Origin of the sequence: Allochromatium tepidum (assembly GCF_018409545.1) — a bacterium.
GTDB lineage: Bacteria > Pseudomonadota > Gammaproteobacteria > Chromatiales > Chromatiaceae > Thermochromatium > Thermochromatium tepidum_A.
In genome coordinates this window covers 1937957-1958003 of record NZ_AP024563.1, presented here as the reverse complement: position 1 = coordinate 1958003, position 20047 = coordinate 1937957, and the positions used below count along the sequence as shown (strand labels likewise).

Genomic DNA, 20047 nt, shown 5'->3' with positions numbered 1-20047 from the left:
TGGCCAGGTATAGGAGGCCAACTCCTTGGCATAGACATCCACCCGCATCGGTTCAGTATCTGCGCGCCGCTGTGTGGGTTTAGCTCCACGTTTGGACGTGGGTTCCGGAACGCTCACAACCGGCTCACTGAGATAAATGTTCCTGATTATTAACATAGCTCAGCTAGTTTGAGGAGGCGATGCGGCATTGGGGGTGTACGCACCGCGGCTTTGCCCAAGCGCGGCAGTATGGCGGCGAGGTTGAAGCGGCGATTGAAGCGATAGCAGAACTCGCCCAGGTAGCGCGGCAGATGCTTGCCGCTGAGATGATGGTAGGGGCCTTGCAGGCTGTTTTTGACGTTGCCCAGCACGGTATTAAGCCACTGGAACTCAGGAATCTCCATGCTGGGGTGGCCGCCGCCGGTGACGATCGGCTGGTGCTCGAATCCGGCCGCGGCGATGGCGCTGAAGCAGGACAATCCATCCGTGCGGATGAGGGCGCTGGGGTCAAAGTGGCGCTTGGCGAAGCGTTCGACCTCGGTTTTGCGGAAGCCGGCGACTTTACCCAAGCGCAGGCCGATGGGGTGGTTGTCCTCGTCGCACGAGAGCGCGGCGATGAATGGAACCTTGTTCGGTGAGCCGCGCCCGCGCTTGCCCCCGTGGTGCTCGCCGCCCCAGTAGGCGTCGTCGACCTCGATGACGCCGCTGAGCGGCGTTTGATCGTCGCGCTCTTTCATGACTTGCAACAATTTGTGCTTAACCCGCCACGCCGTCAAATAGGACACGCCCAGATGCCGTTTGAGCTCCAGGGCCGAGATCCCGTTTTTCTGCTGTGTCAGCAGAAACATCGCCGAAAACCAGGTCGTCAGCGGCAACTTGGTCGCCTCAAAGATCGTTCCGGCGATCAGTGAGGTTTGATGATGACAGTGGCGACACTGCAACAGCGCCCGCGTGCGCAAGCGCACCGGCTCACCCGCGTGTCCGCAGCTCGGGCAGACGAAGCCTTGCGGCCAACGCCACTGTTCAAGGGCCTGTTTGCACTGGTCCTCGGTTCCGTAGTTCTGGAGAAACTCCGGCAAACTCAAGCCTTTCTGAAACTGAATCGTGTTCTGAGGCATCAGCTGTCTCCGGTGAGTGGCATCTACTGAGAGTGTAGACTAGAAGAGACGAGTCTGCTGAGGTTCGTAACTAATCAGGTAAATGTTTTGATTGCTGTGAATGTCCAGTAAGAACGTTAACCCCATGTTATCTAAGGCGTTGCCCAGCTCAAACCCATGACCGTACAAGCCATCACCGCCGACCCAACTAAATTGCACACCGGCTTCGAGATCGGCTTTGATCATCTCGATCGCCAATTGCGGCTTCGTTTTGAACAGGCGCTGATCTTCTGGAATACCGGCCTCTTTGCAGCGTGTTGGATTTGTCGTCCACTCTTTTGGAAGAAAGAGCCGCTCATTGATCAAAGTACTATGAGAGTTCCAGACCAAACTGGCATACACGCCAACTTGGCAGTTTTCAACCTTACCGATCAATCCGGCATACTGACGCGCCACACCGACTGAATGTTTTCCTTTCTTGAGATGCGCTGATTCATCAATAATATAGCCAACATCACAGAGTCTGTATGTGTCTTGACTGGCATATAGGTCAGATGTTTTACGGGCAATGGCATCAATAAGTCCTTGAGCAGACCATGTTGAATTGGTAATAAAATGCTGAATACGCTGATAGCCGTTTCCAGAGAGATTTAGTTCTTCGTTCAGGCGTTCCATGTTGCGTTTGCCCGCTTCTGTCTTGAAAAGACCCTGAATATAATTCTGGCCTAAATTAAGGCAATTTGATGTTTCAGTTTGAAAACAATCGTAATATTCTTCGATGTGAAATGCCAGTTTACTGGGTAATTGTTTGAGCACATGATCTTTTTGGGGAACAGCGGGCTTGACAAGCATATCGAGTACATGGCGTGTTAAAATGAACGTGCAGCAAAATATAGCAAAATCAATAGCTTAATCAAGTCTGACAAAGTAGTACTATGAGCGAGGCGCCTGAACATGGCCGAGCAATGCAGCTTCTGCGGCAATACACACCTGACGCCCAAGACGACCCGTTACATCCATCAGCAGAATGGAGATCTGCTGTTCGTCGAGCAGGTTCCCTGCCTCGAGTGCGACTATTGCGGCGAGCAGTATTTCGAAATCGACGGCTTGAAGCGGATCGAAGCCGATCATCGCGCCATCGTCGAGCACCGCAAGTCACCGAGCCGGTTCGTACAAGTCGCTGTGCAAGAGTTCGAGACGGCGACCCGATGAGATCGATCGCTAGCGGATGCACGATACCCAGACGCGGCCTGGCCGGATGCGGCGGCTTGTCGAACTGGCGTTTGGCGGCCTTGGTGAAGATGACGCTATACGGACCATCTCCAGGGCGCGTCTCAGGGCCTTCGGAAAGGACGGGTTGAACAGGGGGCGGACGAACCAGGCCGGCGGCTACACGACGGCCTTGAGGTTCAGTTCCAGGTGTACCGCGTCATAGGGGAAATGGATCTGGACGAACTGTTCCGGCTCATGATGTGGATCAGGAATGGATGCCGCGGCAGACCACCGCCCCGGCGAGCGAGGAAACACTTTGGGGCGGGTTCCCCTGGCTGAAATTCCGCCAAAAGTTCCCCCAGAGTACCCCGAAAATGGAAAGGGGTTAGGCTTGTCACCTAACCCCTTGAATTTTGGTGCCCAGGGGCGGAATCGAACCACCGACACGCGGATTTTCAGTCCGCTGCTCTACCAACTGAGCTACCTGGGCTTGGAGTTTCGACCGGAATGCGTTCACCGCCGGTCGAGCTGCGCATTAAACCGATTTCTGATCGGCTTGTCAACCACTCGTTTTTGAATTTTTGAGGCCCCCGTTGCTCGGGTCGCTCCCCATCGCCTCTACTTCACCTTCATGCCCGGTTCGGCGCCCGAATCCGGGCTGAGGATGAAGAGATCCGTTCCGCCTGGACCGGCCGCCAACACCATGCCCTCTGAGACGCCGAAGCGCATCTTGCGCGGAGCCAGATTGGCGACCATGACCGTCATCCGGCCTTCCAGATCCTTGGGATCATAGGCCGAGCGGATACCGGCGAAGACGTTGCGCGTCTCGCCGCCGAGATCGAGCCTGAGTTGCAGCAGCTTGTCGGCGCCCTCGACCAGCCGTGCCTCCCGGATCAGGGCCACGCGCAGGTCGACCTTGGCGAAGCTGTCGTAGTCGATCGGCGCGGCGATGGGGTCGCGTTCGAGGTGCGGATTGGCGGCGGCCGGCGCTGTAGCGGCTGACGACGCCGTGCCTGTGGCGCTCAGGTCTTCCTTGGACGCCTCCAGCATGGCCTCGATCTGTTTCGGGTCGACGCGCGTCATCAGCGGCTCGAAGGGCGCGATGACGTGATCGAGCAGGGGCGTGGCCAGCACCTCCCAGGTGAGCGGGTCGATCCGGAGGAAGGACTCGGACGCGACCGCCGTGCCGGGCAGGATGGGACGCAGATAGCCGATCAGCACCCGGAACAGGTTGAGGCCCATGGAACAGATGTCCTGCAACTCGGCCTCGCGTCCGTCCTGCTTGGCGACGACCCAGGGCGCCTTCTCGTCGATGTACTGATTGGCGCGGTCGGCGAGGGCCATGATCTCGCGCACGGCACGGCTGAATTCGCGCTTTTCATACGCCGCCGCGATCGAGTCGCCCGCCGCGATGAACTCGGCGAAGAGTTCGGGTTCGGCCGGCGCGCCCGAGAGCCGCCCGTCGAACCGCTTGCCGATGAACCCGGCGCAACGGCTGGCGATGTTGACCACCTTGCCGACCAGATCGGCGTTCACCCGTGCCGCGAAGTCCTCCAGGTTCAGGTCGATGTCGTCGACGCTCGACCCCAGCTTGGCGGCGAAGTAGTAGCGCAGATATTCGGGATTCAAGTGATCCAGGTAGGTGCGCGCCTTGATGAAGGTGCCGCGCGACTTGGACATCTTCTGCCCGTCGACGGTGAGGAAGCCGTGGGCGAAGATGGCGCTCGGCGTGCGGAAACCGGCCCCGTGCAGCATGGCCGGGAAGAACAGGGCATGGAAATAGATGATGTCCTTGCCGATGAAGTGATACAGCTCGGCGGTCGAGTCCCGGCCCCAGAAGCGGTCGAAGTCCAGTCCGGGCGTCTTGTCGCACAGGTTCTGGAAGCTGGCCATGTAGCCGATGGGCGCATCCAGCCAGACATAGAAGAACTTGCCCGGATGATCCGGGATCTCGAAGCCGAAATAGGGCGCGTCGCGCGAGATGTCCCACTCCTGGAGTCCGGCCTCGAACCATTCGTCGAGCTTGTTGGCGACCTCCTTCTGGAGACTGCCGCCGCGCGTCCACTCCTTGAGCATTGCCTCGAAGTCGCCGAGTTTGAAGAAGTAATGATCCGACTCGCGTTGCTCGGGCACAGCGCCCGAGACCGCCGAGCGCGGATTCTTCAGCTCGGCCGGCGAATAGCTCGCCCCGCACGCCTCGCAGTTGTCGCCGTACTGATCGGGCGCGCCGCACTTGGGACACTCGCCCTTGATGAAGCGGTCGGGCAGGAACATCTGTTCGACCGGGTCATAGGCCTGGGTGATCATGCGCTTGGCGATGTGTCCGGCGTCGCGGTTGCGCTCGTAGATGAGCGTGGCGTAGTGCCGGTTCTCGGGCGAATGGGTCGAGTGATAGTTGTCGAAGCCGATGCGGAAAGCGGCGAAGTCGGCCTGATGCTCCTCGGCGACGCGGGCGATGAGCTGCTCGGGCGTGATGCCCTCCTGACGTGCGCGCAGCATGATCGGCGTGCCGTGGGCATCGTCGGCGCAGACGTACCAGCAGTTGTGACCGCGCATCTTCTGGAACCGCGCCCAGATGTCGGTTTGGATGTACTCGACCAGATGACCGATGTGGATCGGGCCATTGGCATAGGGGAGGGCGCTGGTGATGAGGATGTCGCGGGGCTGGCTCATGGGTGGCTCGGATGGATTGCTACGTGTTGAACTCTGGATGGAATTATCTCACGATTCGCGTCCGGCGCAGCCCGGTGTCTGGCGTTGAGCTTGCGCGATGCCTTACCCTTGGCGTCTTTTGCGGTTTCATCCGCGTTGAATTAGCGGCGGCTGATACCAAACTTGCAGCCGGCATCCGACTCAATCCAAATGGAGTACCCCATGTCCCAACCCACGAAAGACGCCATCGAAACCGCCATCAAAGACTACAAGGAGCCGCATCTCGGGCGCGATCTGGTCGCCGCCCATGCCATCAAGGACATCGCGATCGAGGGCGATCAGGTGCGGATCAAGGTCGTGCTCGGGTTTCCGGCCAAGGGCATTCAGCAGACCATCGCCGAGGCGCTCACCGAGCGGGTCTCCAAGCTGGACGGCGTCGGTGCGGTCGCGGTCGATGTGAGCTGGGAGGTCAAGGCCCACTCGGTCCAGAAGTCCTTGAAGCCCATCGACAACGTCAAGAACATCATCGCCGTGGCCTCGGGCAAGGGCGGCGTGGGCAAGTCGACCACCGCCGTCAATCTGGCCCTGGCGCTGGCGGCCGAGGGCGCCAAGGTCGGGCTACTCGACGCCGACATCTATGGCCCCTCACAGCCGCGGATGCTCGGCATCAGCGGCCGGCCCGAGTCGAAGGACGGGCGCACGCTCGAACCCATGGTCAGCCATGACATCCAGACCATGTCGATCGGTTTTCTGATCGAGGAAGAGACCCCAATGATCTGGCGTGGCCCCATGGTCACTCAGGCGCTGGAGCAACTGCTCAACGACACCAACTGGTCGGATCTCGACTATCTGGTCATCGACCTGCCGCCGGGCACGGGCGACACCCAGTTGACGCTGGCGCAGAAGGTTCCGGTCTCGGGCGCGATCATCGTCACCACACCGCAGGACATCGCGCTACTGGACGCGCGCAAGGGTCTGAAGATGTTCCAGAAGGTCGAGGTGCCGGTGCTCGGCATCGTCGAGAACATGAGCATCCACATCTGCTCCAAGTGCGGCCACGAGGAATACATCTTCGGCCAGGGCGGCGGTCAGAGTATGTCGGATCAATACGGCATCGATCTGCTGGGCGCACTGCCGCTCGATATCCGAATCCGCGAGGAGACCGACAGCGGCAAGCCGACGGTCGCCGCCGAGCCTGAATCGCGCATCACCCAGATCTATCGCGAGATCGCCCGCAAGACCGCCGCCAAGCTCTCGCTCCAGGCCAAGGACTATGCCTCCAAGTTCCCGCGGATCGTGATCCAGAACACCTGAGAACCCTCACCCCAACCCCTCTCCCGCCGGGAGAGGGGCTCAGGCGGTGAAACGGACCTGTACGTCCCGTGGCGGGGCCTGATGCGGGGCGCTCGTGACCAGCAAACGGGCACCGGCGCGGGCATAGTCCTCGGCATTGCGCGCGTTGATGCCTCCCGCTGCCTTGCGCGTGCCGGCGACGATGGCGTCGGGATGACCGCGCCGTGCGGCGGCTTGGATCGCGGCGGCGCTGCCGGCTATCCCCGAACACCATTCCACCGGCGTTTGCGCGCTCTTCCAGGCGCGATGCAGGGCGCCGGCCGACCCAGTCGCCGTGAGCAGCGGAGTTCCAGGTTCGGCCTCGCGTCCGGATGGCGTCTGGAGTTCGCTCCGGGCGCCGCACAGCGCGAACAGCCGCGCCGCTTCCTCGGTCCCGCAGACGACCATGGGGTCACGTGCCTCGAACCTGAGACGGCCGGCACGCCCGGCGATGCCGAGCGCCTCGGTGGTGAGATCGCCGAAGGGGACGTCCTCGGCAAGCAGGGCCTGGAGTTCGTGGTCGCTGAGCACGGGCGTGTCTGTCGAATACATCAGTGTCTTGTCCTTGGGTCGAATCGAACCTCGTCGATGGTCGGATGTCGTGTTTCGTGCACTCGTCCTGGGGCCGCGATCCAACGGGCGGGTTTCGTGACCAGTGGTCGCCAAACCCTGGACTCCCTGACCATCCGGAGGTCGAAAAGCGTGTTTTTTGGTAGTGTGTCCCAAACAGGGGCCGGCGGCATCGAAAAGCATCAACGCAAAAAACAGGCCGACCTGATCGTCTGTCGTCGGCTGGTATTCGGAGGCGGCGGATCACACATGGATGCAGTAGGATGCGTCCAAACGTTCGGCATCCGCCATTGCGACAGCCGTTCAGCCTTCAACTCAGGAGCATGTTCAGTATGATCTCCCAATCCATGGCCCAGCGCCTCAATGCCCAGATCAACCGCGAGCTGTATTCGGCCTATTTCTATCTCGGACTCTCGGCCCAGGCCGAGTCCATGAACCTCCGGGGCGTGGCCGCCTGGTTCTTCGCCAAGCATGGCGAGGAGCACACGCATGCGCTCAAGATGTACCGCTATCTGATCGACCAGGGTGCAATGGTCGCCTTCAGCGACGTGGCCGCACCGGCGAGCGTCGAGCGCGGCGTGCTCCCCATGTTCGAGCGCACCCTGGAGCACGAGCGCTCCGTGACGGCCACCATCAACGAGCTGGTCGATCAGGCACTCTCCGAGAAGGATCATGCCACCCACATCTTCCTGCAATGGTTCATCACCGAGCAGATCGAGGAGGAGGCCACGGTCGACGACATCATCGGGCGGGTGCGGCTGTTCGGCGATCAGGGTCAATCGCTGCTCATGATCGACAACGAACTCGGCGCTCTGGCCAAGCAGATGGCGACCGGCGCGGCGCCTCAGTCCGGTGCCGCCGCCTGAGACCGGGGTGATACGAGGCACGCGAGATCCATGGCCAAGAAGTCCGACAAGTGCTGCAAGAAGTACCGCGAGGGCAAGCGTTGCAAGAAGTGTCCGAAGGGCTGAACGCTTGAACGGTCGTCTCACCGATCGTTCCTCGCTCCAGCGCCACATCGAGCACTCGGCGCTGGCCGCGGCGGCCCCGATCCTGGAGGATCTCAAGACCAGACCGGGTCTGATCTTCCGGCTCGGCATCAAGAGCGCGCCGCTGTTCGTCGGTCAGGCGCTCTTCATCGCCGAGCAGTCGATCATCGACGACGTCGGGACGATCTATTTCTTCACCCGCGAAGGCGAGTTCTTTGAGCGCGTCTTCGCGTCCGTGGTGCCGAACGGACGTCTGGCCAATCACGTCCTGCCGCGCGCGCGGCTGCTGGAGGTGAGCCGGCTGGCGACCTTCTCGGCCTCGCTGCGCGCGGTGAGCCTCGACGAGATGCGCCGGCTCTGGAGTCTCTACGACAGCCAGTCGCTGTTCGCGCTCGCCCGCTCGCTCGGACTGGAACCCGAGGCGCTGGAGCCGATCTGCGCGCGACATGACCTGCAGCTGGCCGAGACCATCGTGCATCCCTGGCTCGACCCGCGCGTCAGAGCCCTCTTCGGCGACCCTGTGTTCGTCCGGCGCGTCTCCGACAAGATCGACGCGGACCGACAGGCCGCGCTGGCCTATTTCACGCAACAGGGACTGGTCGATGGACACGGCCCCTTCGGTCTGGTCGACATCGGCTGGCGCGGCACCATCCAGGACAACCTCGCCTGGATGCTGCCGAACACGCGCTTCTTCGGTTACTACCTGGGTCTCCAGCGCTTCCTCAATCATCAGCCGCCCAACGGCGTCAAGCGCGCCTATGGCCCTGACGCCAACCTCAACCTGTTCTTCAGCCAGCTGCTCGATGCCGTCTCGCCGATGGAGATGCTCTGTAACTCGCCGCGCGGCAGTGTCATGGGGTATCGTCTGGAGGGCGGGGAGGCACATGCCTGGCGTCTGACCGAACCGACCGAGAACGCCATCCATGCCGAGGTGGTGCGGCACTTCCAGGACGGCGTGCTCTTCGCCTGCCGTCACTGGGCACCCCATGTCGAGGCCCATTCGATCCGCAGTCAGGATCTGCGCGAGCAGGCCTGCCGGCTCTGGAGCGACCTGATCGAGCGGCCCGACCGCCAGATCTCGGAAGCCTATGCCGCGCTCAAGCACAACGACGTCTTCGGCGTCGGCGGCTTCGTCGACAAGCGCGTCGTGCCCTCGCCCTGGCGCATGATCCGCGGGATCGTCTCGTCCGAGGACAGGCGCGCGGTCATCCTCTACATCAAGCAGACCCAGTGGAGTTCGGGGTTGTGGCAGCGCCGTGACCTGCGGCCCGTGCATCGTCTGATGCTGATCGCCGCCCTGACCCTGGGACGGACCTACAAGCATCTGCGCATGTGGATGCATTACCATCTCGTGACCAAGCGTTGACACGGATCATCGATGGTCGGGGATGGCATTGACCTCGGCCCCGTTCGGTCGCTACCTTAAGCCATCGATGCGAATCACCGTGCTCAGCGAGGCCCGCATGTCGATCGCCACCCAGTACTTCGACGTCCACCGGCGGATGCGCGATCAGGGCGTGATCTTCTCCTTCGTCGGCTATGTGTCCGAAGGCATCCTGTTCTCGCTCGGCGAGGCGCTGAAGCAGAAGATGCGACTGGAGGAGACCGACGCCAATGTCACCAAGCGCGTCTTCTCGATCTTCGTCGAACAGGTCCAGAACATCATCCGCTACTCAGCCGAGCGGCTCCAGGCCGAGAGCGGCACCCCGACCGAGATGAGTTCGGGCCTGATCACGGTCGGGCACGATGCCACGCACTTCTTCGTGGTCTGCGGCAATATCGTCGGGCGCGCCGAGGGCGAGGATCTGCGCGGTCGGCTCGATGAGCTGGCGCGCATGGACCCCGACACGATCAAGAGCTACTACCGCGAGAAGCTGCGCGAGCCGCCCGAGGAGGGCAGTCGCGGCGCGAGCATCGGTCTGATCGAGATCGCGCGCCGCTCGACGCGCCCGATCGAGTTCGGATTGACCGAAATCGACGCGGATCGCGCCTTCTTTTGTCTCAAAGCCTATATCTGAATACAGTCCGACCGATGGATAGACTCCGGCTCCCCCAGACCGAACGCTCGCCCCTGGTCGATTTCGATTTCGACCGGCAGCGGCTGCGCCTCGAAGGCGAGTCCTACCCGGAGGATGCGGCGGCCTTCTTCGGTCCGCTGATCGCGGCCCTGGATCGCTATCTGGAGCGACTGCGGGCCGAGCCGCCCGCCGCGCCCCTGGTCGTGGATCTGCGCCTGGCGTATTTCAACAGCAGCAGCGCCAAGGCGTTCATGAACATCTTCCAGCGTCTGGAGGCCGCCGCGCGCGACGGGGTCAAGGTGCAGGTCAACTGGCACTATCAGACCGACGACGAGACCATGATGGAGTTCGGCGAGGACTTCAGGGAGGATTTCCAGGCCGCTCGCTTCGAGCTCTGTGTGTTCGACTGAAACGGGGCCGCCCATGTCCACCCACGACCTAGAGCCTCAGGAGACCTACTCGCTCTATGCCCACGAAGAGTCGGTCATCCGTCAGGCCGAGTCCATGCTGAGCAAGCTCGACGAGGTCGCCAATGGGGTGCGCGTGCTGGCCCAGGCCTATCGCGAGGGCTATCGCGAGACGGTGCGGCTGGTGCGCATCAGCGACCGGATGCAGGAGGAACTGCATGCGGCCAATCGCATGCTCACGGACCAGGCCGCCGACCTGCAGCGGCTCAACGAGGTCTTGCATCGGGAGATCGAGCGGCGCGAGGCGCTCGAACACGAGCTCAGGCACATCGCCTCGGTCGACGAGCTGACCGGCACCCATACCCGGCGCCATGTGCTCGAACTCGGCGAGCACGAGCAGCGTCGTCGTTCGCGTCACGGCCATGAGCTGGCCATCCTCATGATGGATCTCGATCATTTCAAGCGCATCAACGACGGCTTCGGTCATGCCGCCGGCGATCAGGTGCTGCGCGACTTCGGGTTTCTGCTGCGTTCCTGTCTGCGCAAGGGCGACATCGCCGGGCGCTTCGGCGGCGAGGAATTCCTGGCGATCCTGCCCGAGACCGATCTGGCGACCGCCCGATCCATCGCCGAGCGGCTCTGTGAGCGGGTGCGCGAGAACCGCACGCTGTGGAAGGACCAGTCGCTGGCGGTCACGGTCAGTATCGGTCTGGTGACGGTGCGCGGCGACGAGTCGCTGGACAAGGCCATCGCGCGCGCCGATCAGGTGCTCTATCTGGCCAAGCGCGCCGGGCGCGATCGGGTCATGGTCGGATCGGACCTGGACACGCATGAGTAGGCTGGCGTCGATGCCTCGGGCCGCGCAGCCGTCCGGTCGCGTCCTGGGCCTGCTCGTGCTCCTGGCGCTCATCGCGAGCGCGCCTGTCCCGGCGGCCGAGCGCTATGTGGTGGGCGTGGAGAACATCGACTACCGGCCCTATCAGGCCGGTCATACCGGGGACTTCGAGGGCTTCGGGCGCGAACTGCTCGACGCCTTCGCCGCCGAGGCCGGAATCGTCTTCGAGTATCGGCCGCTGCCGCCGCCGCGTCTGCTGGCGAGCCTGCTCCAGGACCGGGTCGACTTCAAATATCCCGACGATCCGGGCTGGGCCCCCGAGGCGCGCGCCGGTCAGGTCATCCATTACAGCCGTCCCATCGTCGCCTATCTGGACGGCACCCTGGTGCGGCCCGAGCGTCTGGAGCAACCGGCGTCGATGCTGCGCGTACTCGGCACCGTGGTCGGTTTCACCCCGCTGGCCTGGCGCGCGGCGCTCGATTCGGGTGCCGTCGGTCTCAGGGAGAACGCCGATTTCGGCGCGCTCTTCCAGCAGGTTCTGAGCGAGCGCGTCGATGGCGCCTATGCCAATGTCGCGGTGGCACGCGATCAGTCCCAGCGCCTGTTCGGGTATCCTGACGCGCTGGTCTTCGATCGTCGTCTTCCGTCCGCGCGCGGTGATTATCGGCTCTCGACCCGCCGTCACCCGGAAGTGATCGAGCGTTTCGACCGCTGGTTCGTCGAGCACGCCGACCTGGTGTCGGAACTCAAGCGGCGTGCCGGTTTGAGCGAAACGGATCGGAGCCATGACGCGGTCGACTGAGTCCGTGGTCGGTGCGTCGGATGAGGCCGGCACGACGCTCAGCCGTATTCCGCTTCGACATAGCCTGACCTTCAAGCAGGCGGCCGTCACGCTCCTGGTGGTCCTGCTGCTGGGGTTGTCGGTCGGCACGCTCGAACTGCTCCTGGACTGGCGGGCCATGCGCGTCGAGGTCCGTGAGAATCTGGAACACACCCTGGATCTGGTCGAGGGTTCGGCGGCCGAGGCGCTCTATCAGCTCAATCCCGAACTGGGGAGCCGGGTCGTCGATGGACTCCTGGTCTTCGATCCGGTGCGGTACGTCGAGTTGCGCGACGACTTCGGGCGGGTGCTGGCCAGTCACGAGCGCCCGCCCCTGGCCGCGAGTGCGTTCCACCGTTGGTCGGGACTCTTCGCCGACATGACGGATTTCAGCCGACCGCTGCGTCAGGTCGAACCCGATGGCGCCCGGACCGAGGTCGGCGTGCTGCGGGTCGAGCTGTCGCCCGAGCGGCTGACCGAAAGGTTCCTGCAACAGGCGACACGTAGCGCCTTCTTCGGCGTCGCGCGCGCGGTCGCCATCTCGCTGCTGGTCGTGATCCTGTTCTATCTCATGATCACCCGGCCGTTGCTCAGGCTGGCGCGCGCCGTCGCCGAGATCGATCCGGCGCGTCCGGGGTACTGGCCGACGCCCGAACTGCGCGGACATGGACGCGACGAACTGGGTCTGCTGCTCGCGCATCTGCGCCGGCTCCTGGACGCCTCGCAAGACGGGCTGGATCAGCGCGACCGGGCGCAGGCCGAGCTGACCGCGCTCACACGCGAACTGGAACAGCGGGTCCGGGAGCGCACCCAGGCGCTCGAACAGGCATTGAGCGATCTGGAGATACGCAAGGACGAGGTCGAGCACGCCTTTGAGGAACTGGACTGGACCCATCGGCGTCTGAGCGAGGCCAATCGGCTGCTGCTCGAAAGCCATGCCTATGCGCGGCGCATCCAGAGCTCGATGCTGCCCGATCCGGCGGCGCTCGGCGATGACGTCGGCGAGGTCCGCGTCCACTGGGAGCCGCTGCATCTGGTCGGCGGCGACTGGTATTGGCTGGAGCGTCGGGGCGATCAGTGCCTGATCCTGCTCGCCGACTGCACCGGGCATGGCGTGCCGGGGGCCTTCGTCACCCTGGTGCTGGCCTCGGTGACGGAGCAGGTGCTGCGCGAGACGCCGGTCTGGGAGCCGGCGACGATCCTCGCCGACATCGACCGCCGGGTCAGGCGACGTCTGCGTCAGGACCGTTCGAGCGACTGGACCGGGCTGGACTCCGACGACGGACTCGATGCCGCCGTCCTGCTGTGGGACGCTGGGGCGCCTACCCTGGAGTTCGCGAGCGTGGGCGGTATCCCGCTACTCTGTCTCGATCCGGACAAGGGGATCACCACGATTCGCGGCACGCGCGGGCATCTCGGCTATCAGAGTCTGAAGCCGCCGGACGCCATCGCCGGTCGGCGTATCGCGGTTCCGCCCGGCGCGATCCTCTATCTGCTGACCGACGGTCTCACCGATCAGATGGGCGGCGCGCCGCGCCGCCTGCTCGGACGGCGGCGCGTCGTCGAATGGCTGGAGTCGCACGCCGCACTCGGTCTGAGCGACCAGATCGAGGGGCTGTGCCGGATGCTCGCCGATTACCGCGCCGACGAACCGAGACGCGACGACATGACCCTGATCGCCTTCAGGCCGGGATCGGACATCGGCGTCAAATGATATCGGTGATCTTCCACTGGGTACCGATCCGCGACAGGCGGAGATGGGTGGCGTTCTCGCCGAGTCGTCCGAGCCGGATCAGGAACCTGTCGTAGGATTCGAAGAAGGCGAAATCGACCGCGCCGATCAGATAGGGCGGACTCTGGCCCGTGACCTGAGTGACGGCGTCGCGCACCGTCTCGCGCACCCAATCGAGCGTGATGGTCTGCTCCAGGGCCGAGTCGCCCAACCGCTCGACATTCTGCCGAATCCAGCCGCTGATGCTCTGCGGATCCGTCGCCGGAAGCATACCGCTCACCCCGGCCGACAGACGACGCTTGTAATTGGCGCGGATGGCTGGAAGATCCACCAGGGTGGCCAGCTCGGTCGTGTCCGGGCGAACGAGGGCGCCGTCGAGCCGATAGAGACTGTAATAGGGCCAGAGACCATAGGTGATGAGCACCAGGAGCAGGAGATAACCGATGAATCGCATGAGCGTCGTCTCAGTGTCAGTAGTGGAGCGATCGATTGAAGTCTAAACCCTTTAGCGGCGCGGGCGCGACCCAGGGACTCGAAACCTATCTGGTCGGCGGTGCCGTGCGCGATCTCTTGCTCGGGCGCACGACGCATGAGCACGACTATGTCGTGGTCGGCGCCGGCGTCGAGGAGATGCTCGCCCGAGGTTTCCGGCAGGTCGGCAAGGATTTCCCGGTCTTCCTGCATCCGGAGAACCGGGACGAATACGCGCTCGCCCGCACCGAGCGCAAGATCGCGCCCGGCTATCGCGGCTTCCAGGTCCAGGCCCATCCCGCTGTGACGCTGGAAGAGGATCTGCTGCGGCGCGACCTCACCGTCAATGCCATGGCGATGGACGCCGACGGCCGGGTGATCGACCCGCATGGCGGTCTGGCCGATCTGGAGGCGCGTATCCTGCGCCACGTCTCGCCGGCCTTCGCCGAGGATCCGGTGCGCATCCTGCGTCTGGCGCGGCTGGCCACGCGCTTCGCCGGACTCGGTTTCCGCATCGCCGAGGAGACCCTGGAGCTGACGCGCGCCATGGTCGCGGCCGGCGAGGTCGACGCCCTGGTGCCGGATCGCGTCTGGCAGGAGATGGCGCGTGCGCTCGGCGAGGACCGGCCCGCACGCTTCTTCGAGGTGCTGCGCGACTGCGGCGCCCTGGCGCGCCTGCTGCCCGAGATCGACCGTCTCTGGGGCGTGCCCCAGACCCCGAAATGGCATCCGGAGATCGACACCGGGGTGCATGTGATGATGGTGCTCGACATGGCCGCGCGGATCTCGCCCGATCTGGAGGTGCGGTTCGCCGCGCTCTGTCACGACCTGGGCAAGGGCACCACGCCGCCCGAGATCCTGCCCGGCCATCATGGCCACGAGGAACGCGGCCTGCCGATGGTGGAGGCCATCTGCGACCGCTTCCGCGTCCCCAACCGCTGTCGTGAGCTGGCGCGTCTGACCACTGCCGAGCATGGCCGGATCCACAAGGTCGAGGAGCTGCGCGCCGGTACCATTCTGGATCTCTTCGAGCGCGCCGACGCCTTTCGCCGTCCCGAGCGCTTCGAACAACTGCTGGTCGCCTGCGAGGCCGATTTTCGCGGTCGCGGCGATTACGCCGAGCGCCCGTATCCCCAGGCCGATGTCTGGCGCCGTCTGCTCGAAGCCGCGGCGGCGGTCGACACCGGTACCATTGCGCGCGCGGCCCGCGAGCCGCGCCTGATCCACGAACGCATCCGCGCCGCGCGGCTGGAGGCCATTGGGCGCGTCCGTCCGGATTTGTCTTGAGGCCCTGTCATACCGCATCATGCCCGTCCCCGATCGAACGAAACCTCAAGAACCCAAAAGATTGCCGATGTCGGACACTCCCATCTACACCGCCGAGGGCCTCGAACGCCGCCCGCTGAAGGATTTCACTGAAAAGGCGTACCTGGACTATTCCATGTACGTCATCCTCGATCGCGCCCTGCCGCACATCGGCGACGGCTTGAAGCCGGTCCAGCGGCGCATCCTCTATGCCATGTCCGAACTCGGACTCTCGGCCACGGCCAAGTTCAAGAAGTCCGCCCGCACCGTCGGCGACGTGCTCGGCAAGTTCCATCCGCACGGCGACTCGGCCTGTTACGAGGCCATGGTGCTCATGGCCCAGTCCTTCAGCTATCGCTATCCGCTGATCGACGGTCAGGGCAACTGGGGTTCGCCCGACGATCCCAAGTCGTTCGCCGCCATGCGCTACACCGAGTCGCGTCTGACGCCCTATGCCGAGCTGCTGCTGGCCGAGGCCGATCAGGGCACCATCGACCGGCAGCCGAACTTCGACGGCACGCTCGACGAGCCGCGCCTGCTCCCGGCGCGATTGCCGAACCTGCTGCTCAACGGTGCCACCGGCATCGCGGTCGGCATGGCCACCGACATCCCGTCGCACAATCTGCGCGAGGTCGCCCGCGCCTGCATCCATCTGCTCGAACATCCGGACGCGACCCTCGAAGACCTGGTCCGATTCATCCCCGCGCCCGATTTCCCGACCGAGGCCGAGATCGTCACGCCCGCCGACGAGATCCTCAAGCTCTACCGCACCGGCAACGGCAGTCTCAAACAGCGCGCCCGCTACACCCGCGAGCAGGGCGACATCGTCATCACCGCTTTGCCCTATCAGGTCTCGGGCAGTCGGGTGCTGGAGCAGATCGCGGCGCAGTTCAACGCTAAGAAACTGCCGATGATCGAGGACTTCCGCGACGAGTCCGATCATGAGTATCCGACCCGTTTGGTCATAGTTCCGCGCTCCAACCGGGTCGATGTCGAGCGCCTGATGTCGCATCTGTTCGCGACCACCGACCTGGAGCGCAGCTATCGGGTCAATTTGAACCTGATCGCGCTCGATGGCCGACCGCGCGTGATGAACCTGCGCGAGATCCTCAGCGAGTGGCTGATCTATCGCACCGAGACCGTGCGTCGCCGTCTCCAGCATCGGCTGGAGAAGGTGCTGGAACGCCTGCATCTGCTCGACGGCCTGCTGATCGCCTTCCTCAATCTCGACGAAGTCATCCATATCATCCGCACTGAGGATGAGCCGAAGCCGGTGCTGATGGCCCGCTTCGCGCTGACCGATCCTCAGGCCGACTATGTGCTCAACACCCGCCTGCGCCAGCTCGCACGCCTGGAGGAGATGAAGATCCGCGCCGAACAGGCCGAGCTGGCCGCCGAGCGCGACGGCTTGCAGCGTCTGCTGGGCGACGAAGGCGCGCTCAAGGGCCTGATCCGCGACGAGATCGCCGCCGATGCCGAGCGCTATGGCGACGCGCGTCGCTCGCCCCTGGTCGAGCGCGCGGCGGCCGCGGCCCTCGACGAGACCGAACTCGCTCCGAGCGAACCGCTGACCGTCGTCCTGTCCGAAAAGGGCTGGGTGCGTGCCGCCAAGGGGCACGAAGTCGACGCGACCAGCCTCAGCTATCGCGCCGGTGACGGCTTCCTGAGTCTGGCACGACTGCGCAGCAACCAGACGGCCGTCTTCCTCGACTCGACCGGGCGCAGTTATTCGCTCCCCGCCCATACCTTCCCCTCGGCGCGCGGTCAGGGTGAGCCGCTCACCGGACGCCTCGACCCGCCGCCCGGCGCGCGCTTCGTCACCGTGCTCGGCGACAGTGCGGAGACGCGCTATCTGCTCGCTTCCGATGCCGGTTATGGCTTCATCGTCCGCTTCGAGGAGCTGATCGCCAAGCCCAAGGGCGGCAAAGCCGTTCTGACCCTGCCGGACGGGGCGCGCCTCCTGGACCCGGTGCGCATCGCCGGGATCGAAGGTTCCAGCGTGGCCGCCGTCACCACAGCCGGGCATCTGCTCCTGTTCCCGCTCGCCGAGCTGCCCGAGATGGCGCGCGGCAAGGGCAACAAGATCATCGGCATCCCCGCCGGACGCGCCGGCGCCGAAGGCGAGCGCCTGATCGCCGTCGCCGTGGTGGGGGAGGGCGCGCCCCTGACCGTGCTGTCCGGCAAGCGCGAACTCACGCTCAAACCGTCCGATCTGGCGCTCTACCGTGGCGAGCGCGGACGGCGTGGTAAACTCCTGCCGCGCGGTTTTCAGCGCGTCGATGGCTTGCGGGCCTGAGCGAGCGGTTCGGTGTGGTTTTCGAGATGACCACACAGTTTCGCGGGTTCGTATGAACCGGAGATCCTTTGTCCATTATCATTAGATCTACAGCCCGCGCCGGACAGGACGGACAGCGCCCCCACGACCCCCTACCGGAGGCATCAATGATGGATGCTGGTGTGGCGACGATCCTCATCGTCGATGACTCGCCCGAGAATCTGGCCGTACTGAGCGAGTTGCTGCAAACCGAGTATTGCGTGCGCGCCGCCACCTCGGGCGATAAGGCGTTGCGCGTGGTCAAGACCACGCCCAAGCCGGACCTGATCCTGCTCGACGTCATGATGCCCGAGATGGACGGCTACGAGGTCTTCGCGCGCCTGCGCGCCGACAACGACACGCGCGACATCCCGGTCATCTTCGTCACCGCCATGGACAGCACCGAGGCCGAGATCCGGGGGCTGGACGTCGGCGCCGTCGACTACATCGCCAAGCCGATCGTGCCGCCGATCCTGCGTGCGCGCGTCCACACCCAGCTCGAACTCAAGCAGGCGCGCGACTGGCTCAAGAACCAGAACGACTATCTGGAGATCGAGCTGGCGCGACGCATGAGCGAGAACCTGGCGGTCCAGGACGTGAGCATCCATGCCCTGGCGCATCTGGCCGAGATCCGCGACCCCGAGACCGGCAACCATCTGCGCCGCACCCAGGGCTATGTCCGCGCGCTGGCCGAGCAACTGTCCGATCATCCGCGTTTCGCCGACTTCCTCACGCCGCATGCCATCGACCTGCTGGTCAAGTCCGCGCCCCTGCACGACATCGGCAAGGTCGGCATCCCGGACAACATCCTGCTCAAGCCGGGCAAGCTCACTCCGGAGGAGTGGGAGATCATGAAGACCCATGCCAAGCTCGGGCGCGATGCCATCGAGCAGGCCGAGCGTGATGTCGACCGACCGCTCGAATTCCTCGTCATGGCCAAGGACATCGCCCACTACCACCACGAACGCTGGGACGGCAACGGCTATCCCGAGGGGCTGGCCGGCGACGACATCCCGATCGCCGCGCGGCTCATGGCGCTGGCCGACGTCTTCGACGCGCTCATTTCGCAGCGTGTCTACAAGCCGCCGATGTCGTTCGAGGAAGCCTACGCGATCATCGTCGCCGGACGCGGCAGCCATTTCGATCCCGACGTGGTGGATGCCTTCATCACCCGTTTCGAGGAATTCCAGAAAGTCGCGATCCGCTATGGCGAGGCCGAGACGGCGGCTCCGGCATTCGCCGTCGGTTGATGGGGCGCGATCTATAACCGAATCTTGTGATGATCGGGTTCGTAGCCGCGTTCGCGATACGCGCGAAAACGCTCGCGTCCGGCCTGACGCACCGTCGGGTCGTTGTCGACCAGATCGCACAGTCGCTCGAAGCGTTCCAGTCCCGCCGGAAGCGCGCGCGAGAGGTTGAGGAGTACCGGGCAGCCGTGTTCCGAGGCGTCGTCCGGACTGATGAGGATGGGCGTCAGCTCCGTATCCACGTTCCCGACCAGACCATGCGGCAGGAAACTCTCCTGCCGAAAGGTCCAGAGCAGCCGGTCGAGATGGCGTGCCTCCTCGCGATCCGGGCAGAGGATGAGCACGCGCAGATCCTGGGCGCGGATGCGCTCGACGAGCCGACAGGCCAGGATGAAGCGATCACCCCGGCTGTCGGGTTCGAGGCTGTAGAAATCGATCCGCGCCATGCAGGGGATCAGAAGCCGTCGGTCGAGGTGAAGAGTCCGACGCGCAGATCCTTGGCGGTATAGATGGTGCGCCCGTCGACCTGGACGACGCCGTCGCCGATACCGAGCACCAGCTTGCGGCTGATGACGCGCTTCATGTCGATGTGATACGTCACCTTGGTCGCCGTCGGCAGCACCTGACCGGTGAACTTGACCTCGCCCACACCCAGCGCCCGGCCATGTCCGGGATTGCCGATCCAGCCCAGATAGAAGCCGACCATCTGCCAGAGCGCGTCGAGTCCCAGACAGCCGGGCATCACCGGATCGCCGGGGAAGTGGCACTCGAAGAACCAGAGATCGGGCTTGATGTCCAGCTCGGCCAGGATCTCGCCCTTGCCGTTGGCGCCGCCGAAGTTGGCGATGCGCACGATGCGATCCATCATCAGCATGTTGGGTGTCGGCAACTGGGCATTGCCCGGTCCGAACATCTCGCCGCGCCCGCAGGCCAGCAGTTCATCGCGATTGAAACAGGCTTCTTTGTTCACGGTCGATCCTAGATTGAGGCACGCGGGGCGTGCTGGAGGCCGGGCGACACTGGGCCGCGTCAGGCGTTGAGGGTTGGTTTCGGGGCGGCTCCACCTG

General features: G+C 64.1%; 19 protein-coding genes and 1 tRNA gene. 12 read left to right on the top strand and 8 right to left on the bottom strand.

The window, feature by feature from the left end; all coding sequences use genetic code 11:
* Positions 1-149: 149 nt before the first annotated feature.
* A complete protein-coding gene (locus Atep_RS09470; RefSeq protein WP_213378307.1) occupies positions 150-1097 on the bottom strand; it encodes an IS1595 family transposase in 948 nt (315 codons plus the stop codon).
* Between the two features lie 39 nt (positions 1098-1136).
* Complete coding sequence (locus Atep_RS09465; RefSeq protein WP_236786104.1) at positions 1137-1928, bottom strand: IS701 family transposase; 792 nt, start codon at positions 1926-1928, stop codon at positions 1137-1139.
* Positions 1929-2030: 102 nt separating this feature from the next.
* On the opposite strand from Atep_RS09465, the gene Atep_RS09460 reads away from it, so the two are divergent.
* Entirely contained in the window at positions 2031-2288 is a 258-nt protein-coding gene (locus Atep_RS09460; protein ID WP_213378306.1) for a YgiT-type zinc finger protein, read from the top strand.
* A 414-nt stretch (positions 2289-2702) separates the two neighbouring features.
* Here Atep_RS09460 and Atep_RS09455 read toward each other — a convergent pair.
* A tRNA-Phe gene (locus Atep_RS09455) sits at positions 2703-2778 on the bottom strand.
* Positions 2779-2906: 128 nt separating this feature from the next.
* Entirely contained in the window at positions 2907-4961 is a 2055-nt protein-coding gene (gene metG, locus Atep_RS09450; protein ID WP_213378305.1) for a methionine--tRNA ligase, read from the bottom strand.
* Between the two features lie 201 nt (positions 4962-5162).
* On the opposite strand from metG, the gene apbC reads away from it, so the two are divergent.
* Positions 5163-6254 carry an iron-sulfur cluster carrier protein ApbC gene (gene apbC / locus Atep_RS09445; RefSeq protein WP_213378304.1) on the top strand — a complete coding sequence of 364 codons (1092 nt, stop codon included), beginning with the start codon at positions 5163-5165 and terminating at the stop codon, positions 6252-6254.
* A gap of 39 nt (positions 6255-6293) precedes the next feature.
* Here apbC and Atep_RS09440 read toward each other — a convergent pair whose 3' ends face one another.
* Positions 6294-6824: a beta/alpha barrel domain-containing protein gene (locus tag Atep_RS09440; protein ID WP_213378303.1), complete on the bottom strand. Its 531-nt coding sequence runs from the start codon at positions 6822-6824 to the stop codon at positions 6294-6296.
* Between the two features lie 350 nt (positions 6825-7174).
* Here Atep_RS09440 and Atep_RS09435 point away from each other — a divergent pair, with 350 nt between their 5' ends.
* From Atep_RS09435 to Atep_RS09405, 7 genes are all read left to right on the top strand, one after another.
* The gene (locus Atep_RS09435) at positions 7175-7708 is read left to right on the top strand and encodes a ferritin (protein WP_213378302.1); all 534 of its coding nucleotides are present in this window, start codon (positions 7175-7177) and stop codon (positions 7706-7708) included.
* Between the two features lie 109 nt (positions 7709-7817).
* Positions 7818-9197 carry a hypothetical protein gene (locus tag Atep_RS09430; RefSeq protein WP_213378301.1) on the top strand — a complete coding sequence of 460 codons (1380 nt, stop codon included), beginning with the start codon at positions 7818-7820 and terminating at the stop codon, positions 9195-9197.
* Between the two features lie 97 nt (positions 9198-9294).
* Positions 9295-9849, top strand: a complete 555-nt coding sequence (locus tag Atep_RS09425; RefSeq protein WP_213378300.1) for a SiaB family protein kinase — start codon at positions 9295-9297, stop codon at positions 9847-9849.
* A 14-nt stretch (positions 9850-9863) separates the two neighbouring features.
* On the top strand, positions 9864-10259 hold the full coding sequence (locus tag Atep_RS09420; protein WP_213378299.1) for a DUF1987 domain-containing protein: 396 nt from the start codon (positions 9864-9866) through the stop codon (positions 10257-10259).
* A gap of 13 nt (positions 10260-10272) precedes the next feature.
* Positions 10273-11094, top strand: coding sequence for a GGDEF domain-containing protein (locus Atep_RS09415; RefSeq protein WP_213378298.1), 822 nt, complete (start codon positions 10273-10275; stop codon positions 11092-11094).
* The gene (locus Atep_RS09410; RefSeq protein ID WP_236786102.1) at positions 11087-11893 is read left to right on the top strand and encodes a type 2 periplasmic-binding domain-containing protein; all 807 of its coding nucleotides are present in this window, start codon (positions 11087-11089) and stop codon (positions 11891-11893) included. Before Atep_RS09415 ends, Atep_RS09410 begins: the two co-directional genes overlap by 8 nt.
* Positions 11877-13625, top strand: coding sequence for a PP2C family protein-serine/threonine phosphatase (locus Atep_RS09405; protein ID WP_213378297.1), 1749 nt, complete (start codon positions 11877-11879; stop codon positions 13623-13625). Before Atep_RS09410 ends, Atep_RS09405 begins: the two co-directional genes overlap by 17 nt.
* Here Atep_RS09405 and Atep_RS09400 read toward each other — a convergent pair.
* Positions 13618-14097 (bottom strand): DUF2939 domain-containing protein, encoded by a 480-nt coding sequence (locus tag Atep_RS09400; protein WP_213378296.1) that lies wholly within the window; start codon positions 14095-14097, stop codon positions 13618-13620. The two genes, Atep_RS09405 and Atep_RS09400, sit on opposite strands and share 8 nt — an antisense overlap.
* 35 nt (positions 14098-14132) lie before the next feature.
* Between Atep_RS09400 and Atep_RS09395 the strand changes: the two genes are divergently transcribed.
* The 3 genes from Atep_RS09395 to Atep_RS09385 all read left to right on the top strand — a co-directional run bounded on the left by Atep_RS09395 (position 14133) and on the right by Atep_RS09385 (position 18983).
* On the top strand, positions 14133-15401 hold the full coding sequence (locus Atep_RS09395; protein WP_213378295.1) for a multifunctional CCA addition/repair protein: 1269 nt from the start codon (positions 14133-14135) through the stop codon (positions 15399-15401).
* A 67-nt stretch (positions 15402-15468) separates the two neighbouring features.
* Positions 15469-17715, top strand: coding sequence for a DNA topoisomerase IV subunit A (gene parC / locus Atep_RS09390; RefSeq protein ID WP_213378294.1), 2247 nt, complete (start codon positions 15469-15471; stop codon positions 17713-17715).
* Between the two features lie 149 nt (positions 17716-17864).
* On the top strand, positions 17865-18983 hold the full coding sequence (locus tag Atep_RS09385) for a response regulator (protein WP_419467483.1): 1119 nt from the start codon (positions 17865-17867) through the stop codon (positions 18981-18983).
* Between the two features lie 11 nt (positions 18984-18994).
* Here Atep_RS09385 and Atep_RS09380 read toward each other — a convergent pair whose 3' ends face one another.
* Both Atep_RS09380 and fabA read right to left on the bottom strand, forming a co-directional pair.
* Positions 18995-19426 (bottom strand): DNA polymerase III subunit chi, encoded by a 432-nt coding sequence (locus tag Atep_RS09380; protein ID WP_213378292.1) that lies wholly within the window; start codon positions 19424-19426, stop codon positions 18995-18997.
* Between the two features lie 8 nt (positions 19427-19434).
* Positions 19435-19950 (bottom strand): 3-hydroxyacyl-[acyl-carrier-protein] dehydratase FabA, encoded by a 516-nt coding sequence (fabA, locus tag Atep_RS09375; RefSeq protein ID WP_213378291.1) that lies wholly within the window; start codon positions 19948-19950, stop codon positions 19435-19437.
* Between the last annotated feature and the right edge of the window lie 97 nt (positions 19951-20047).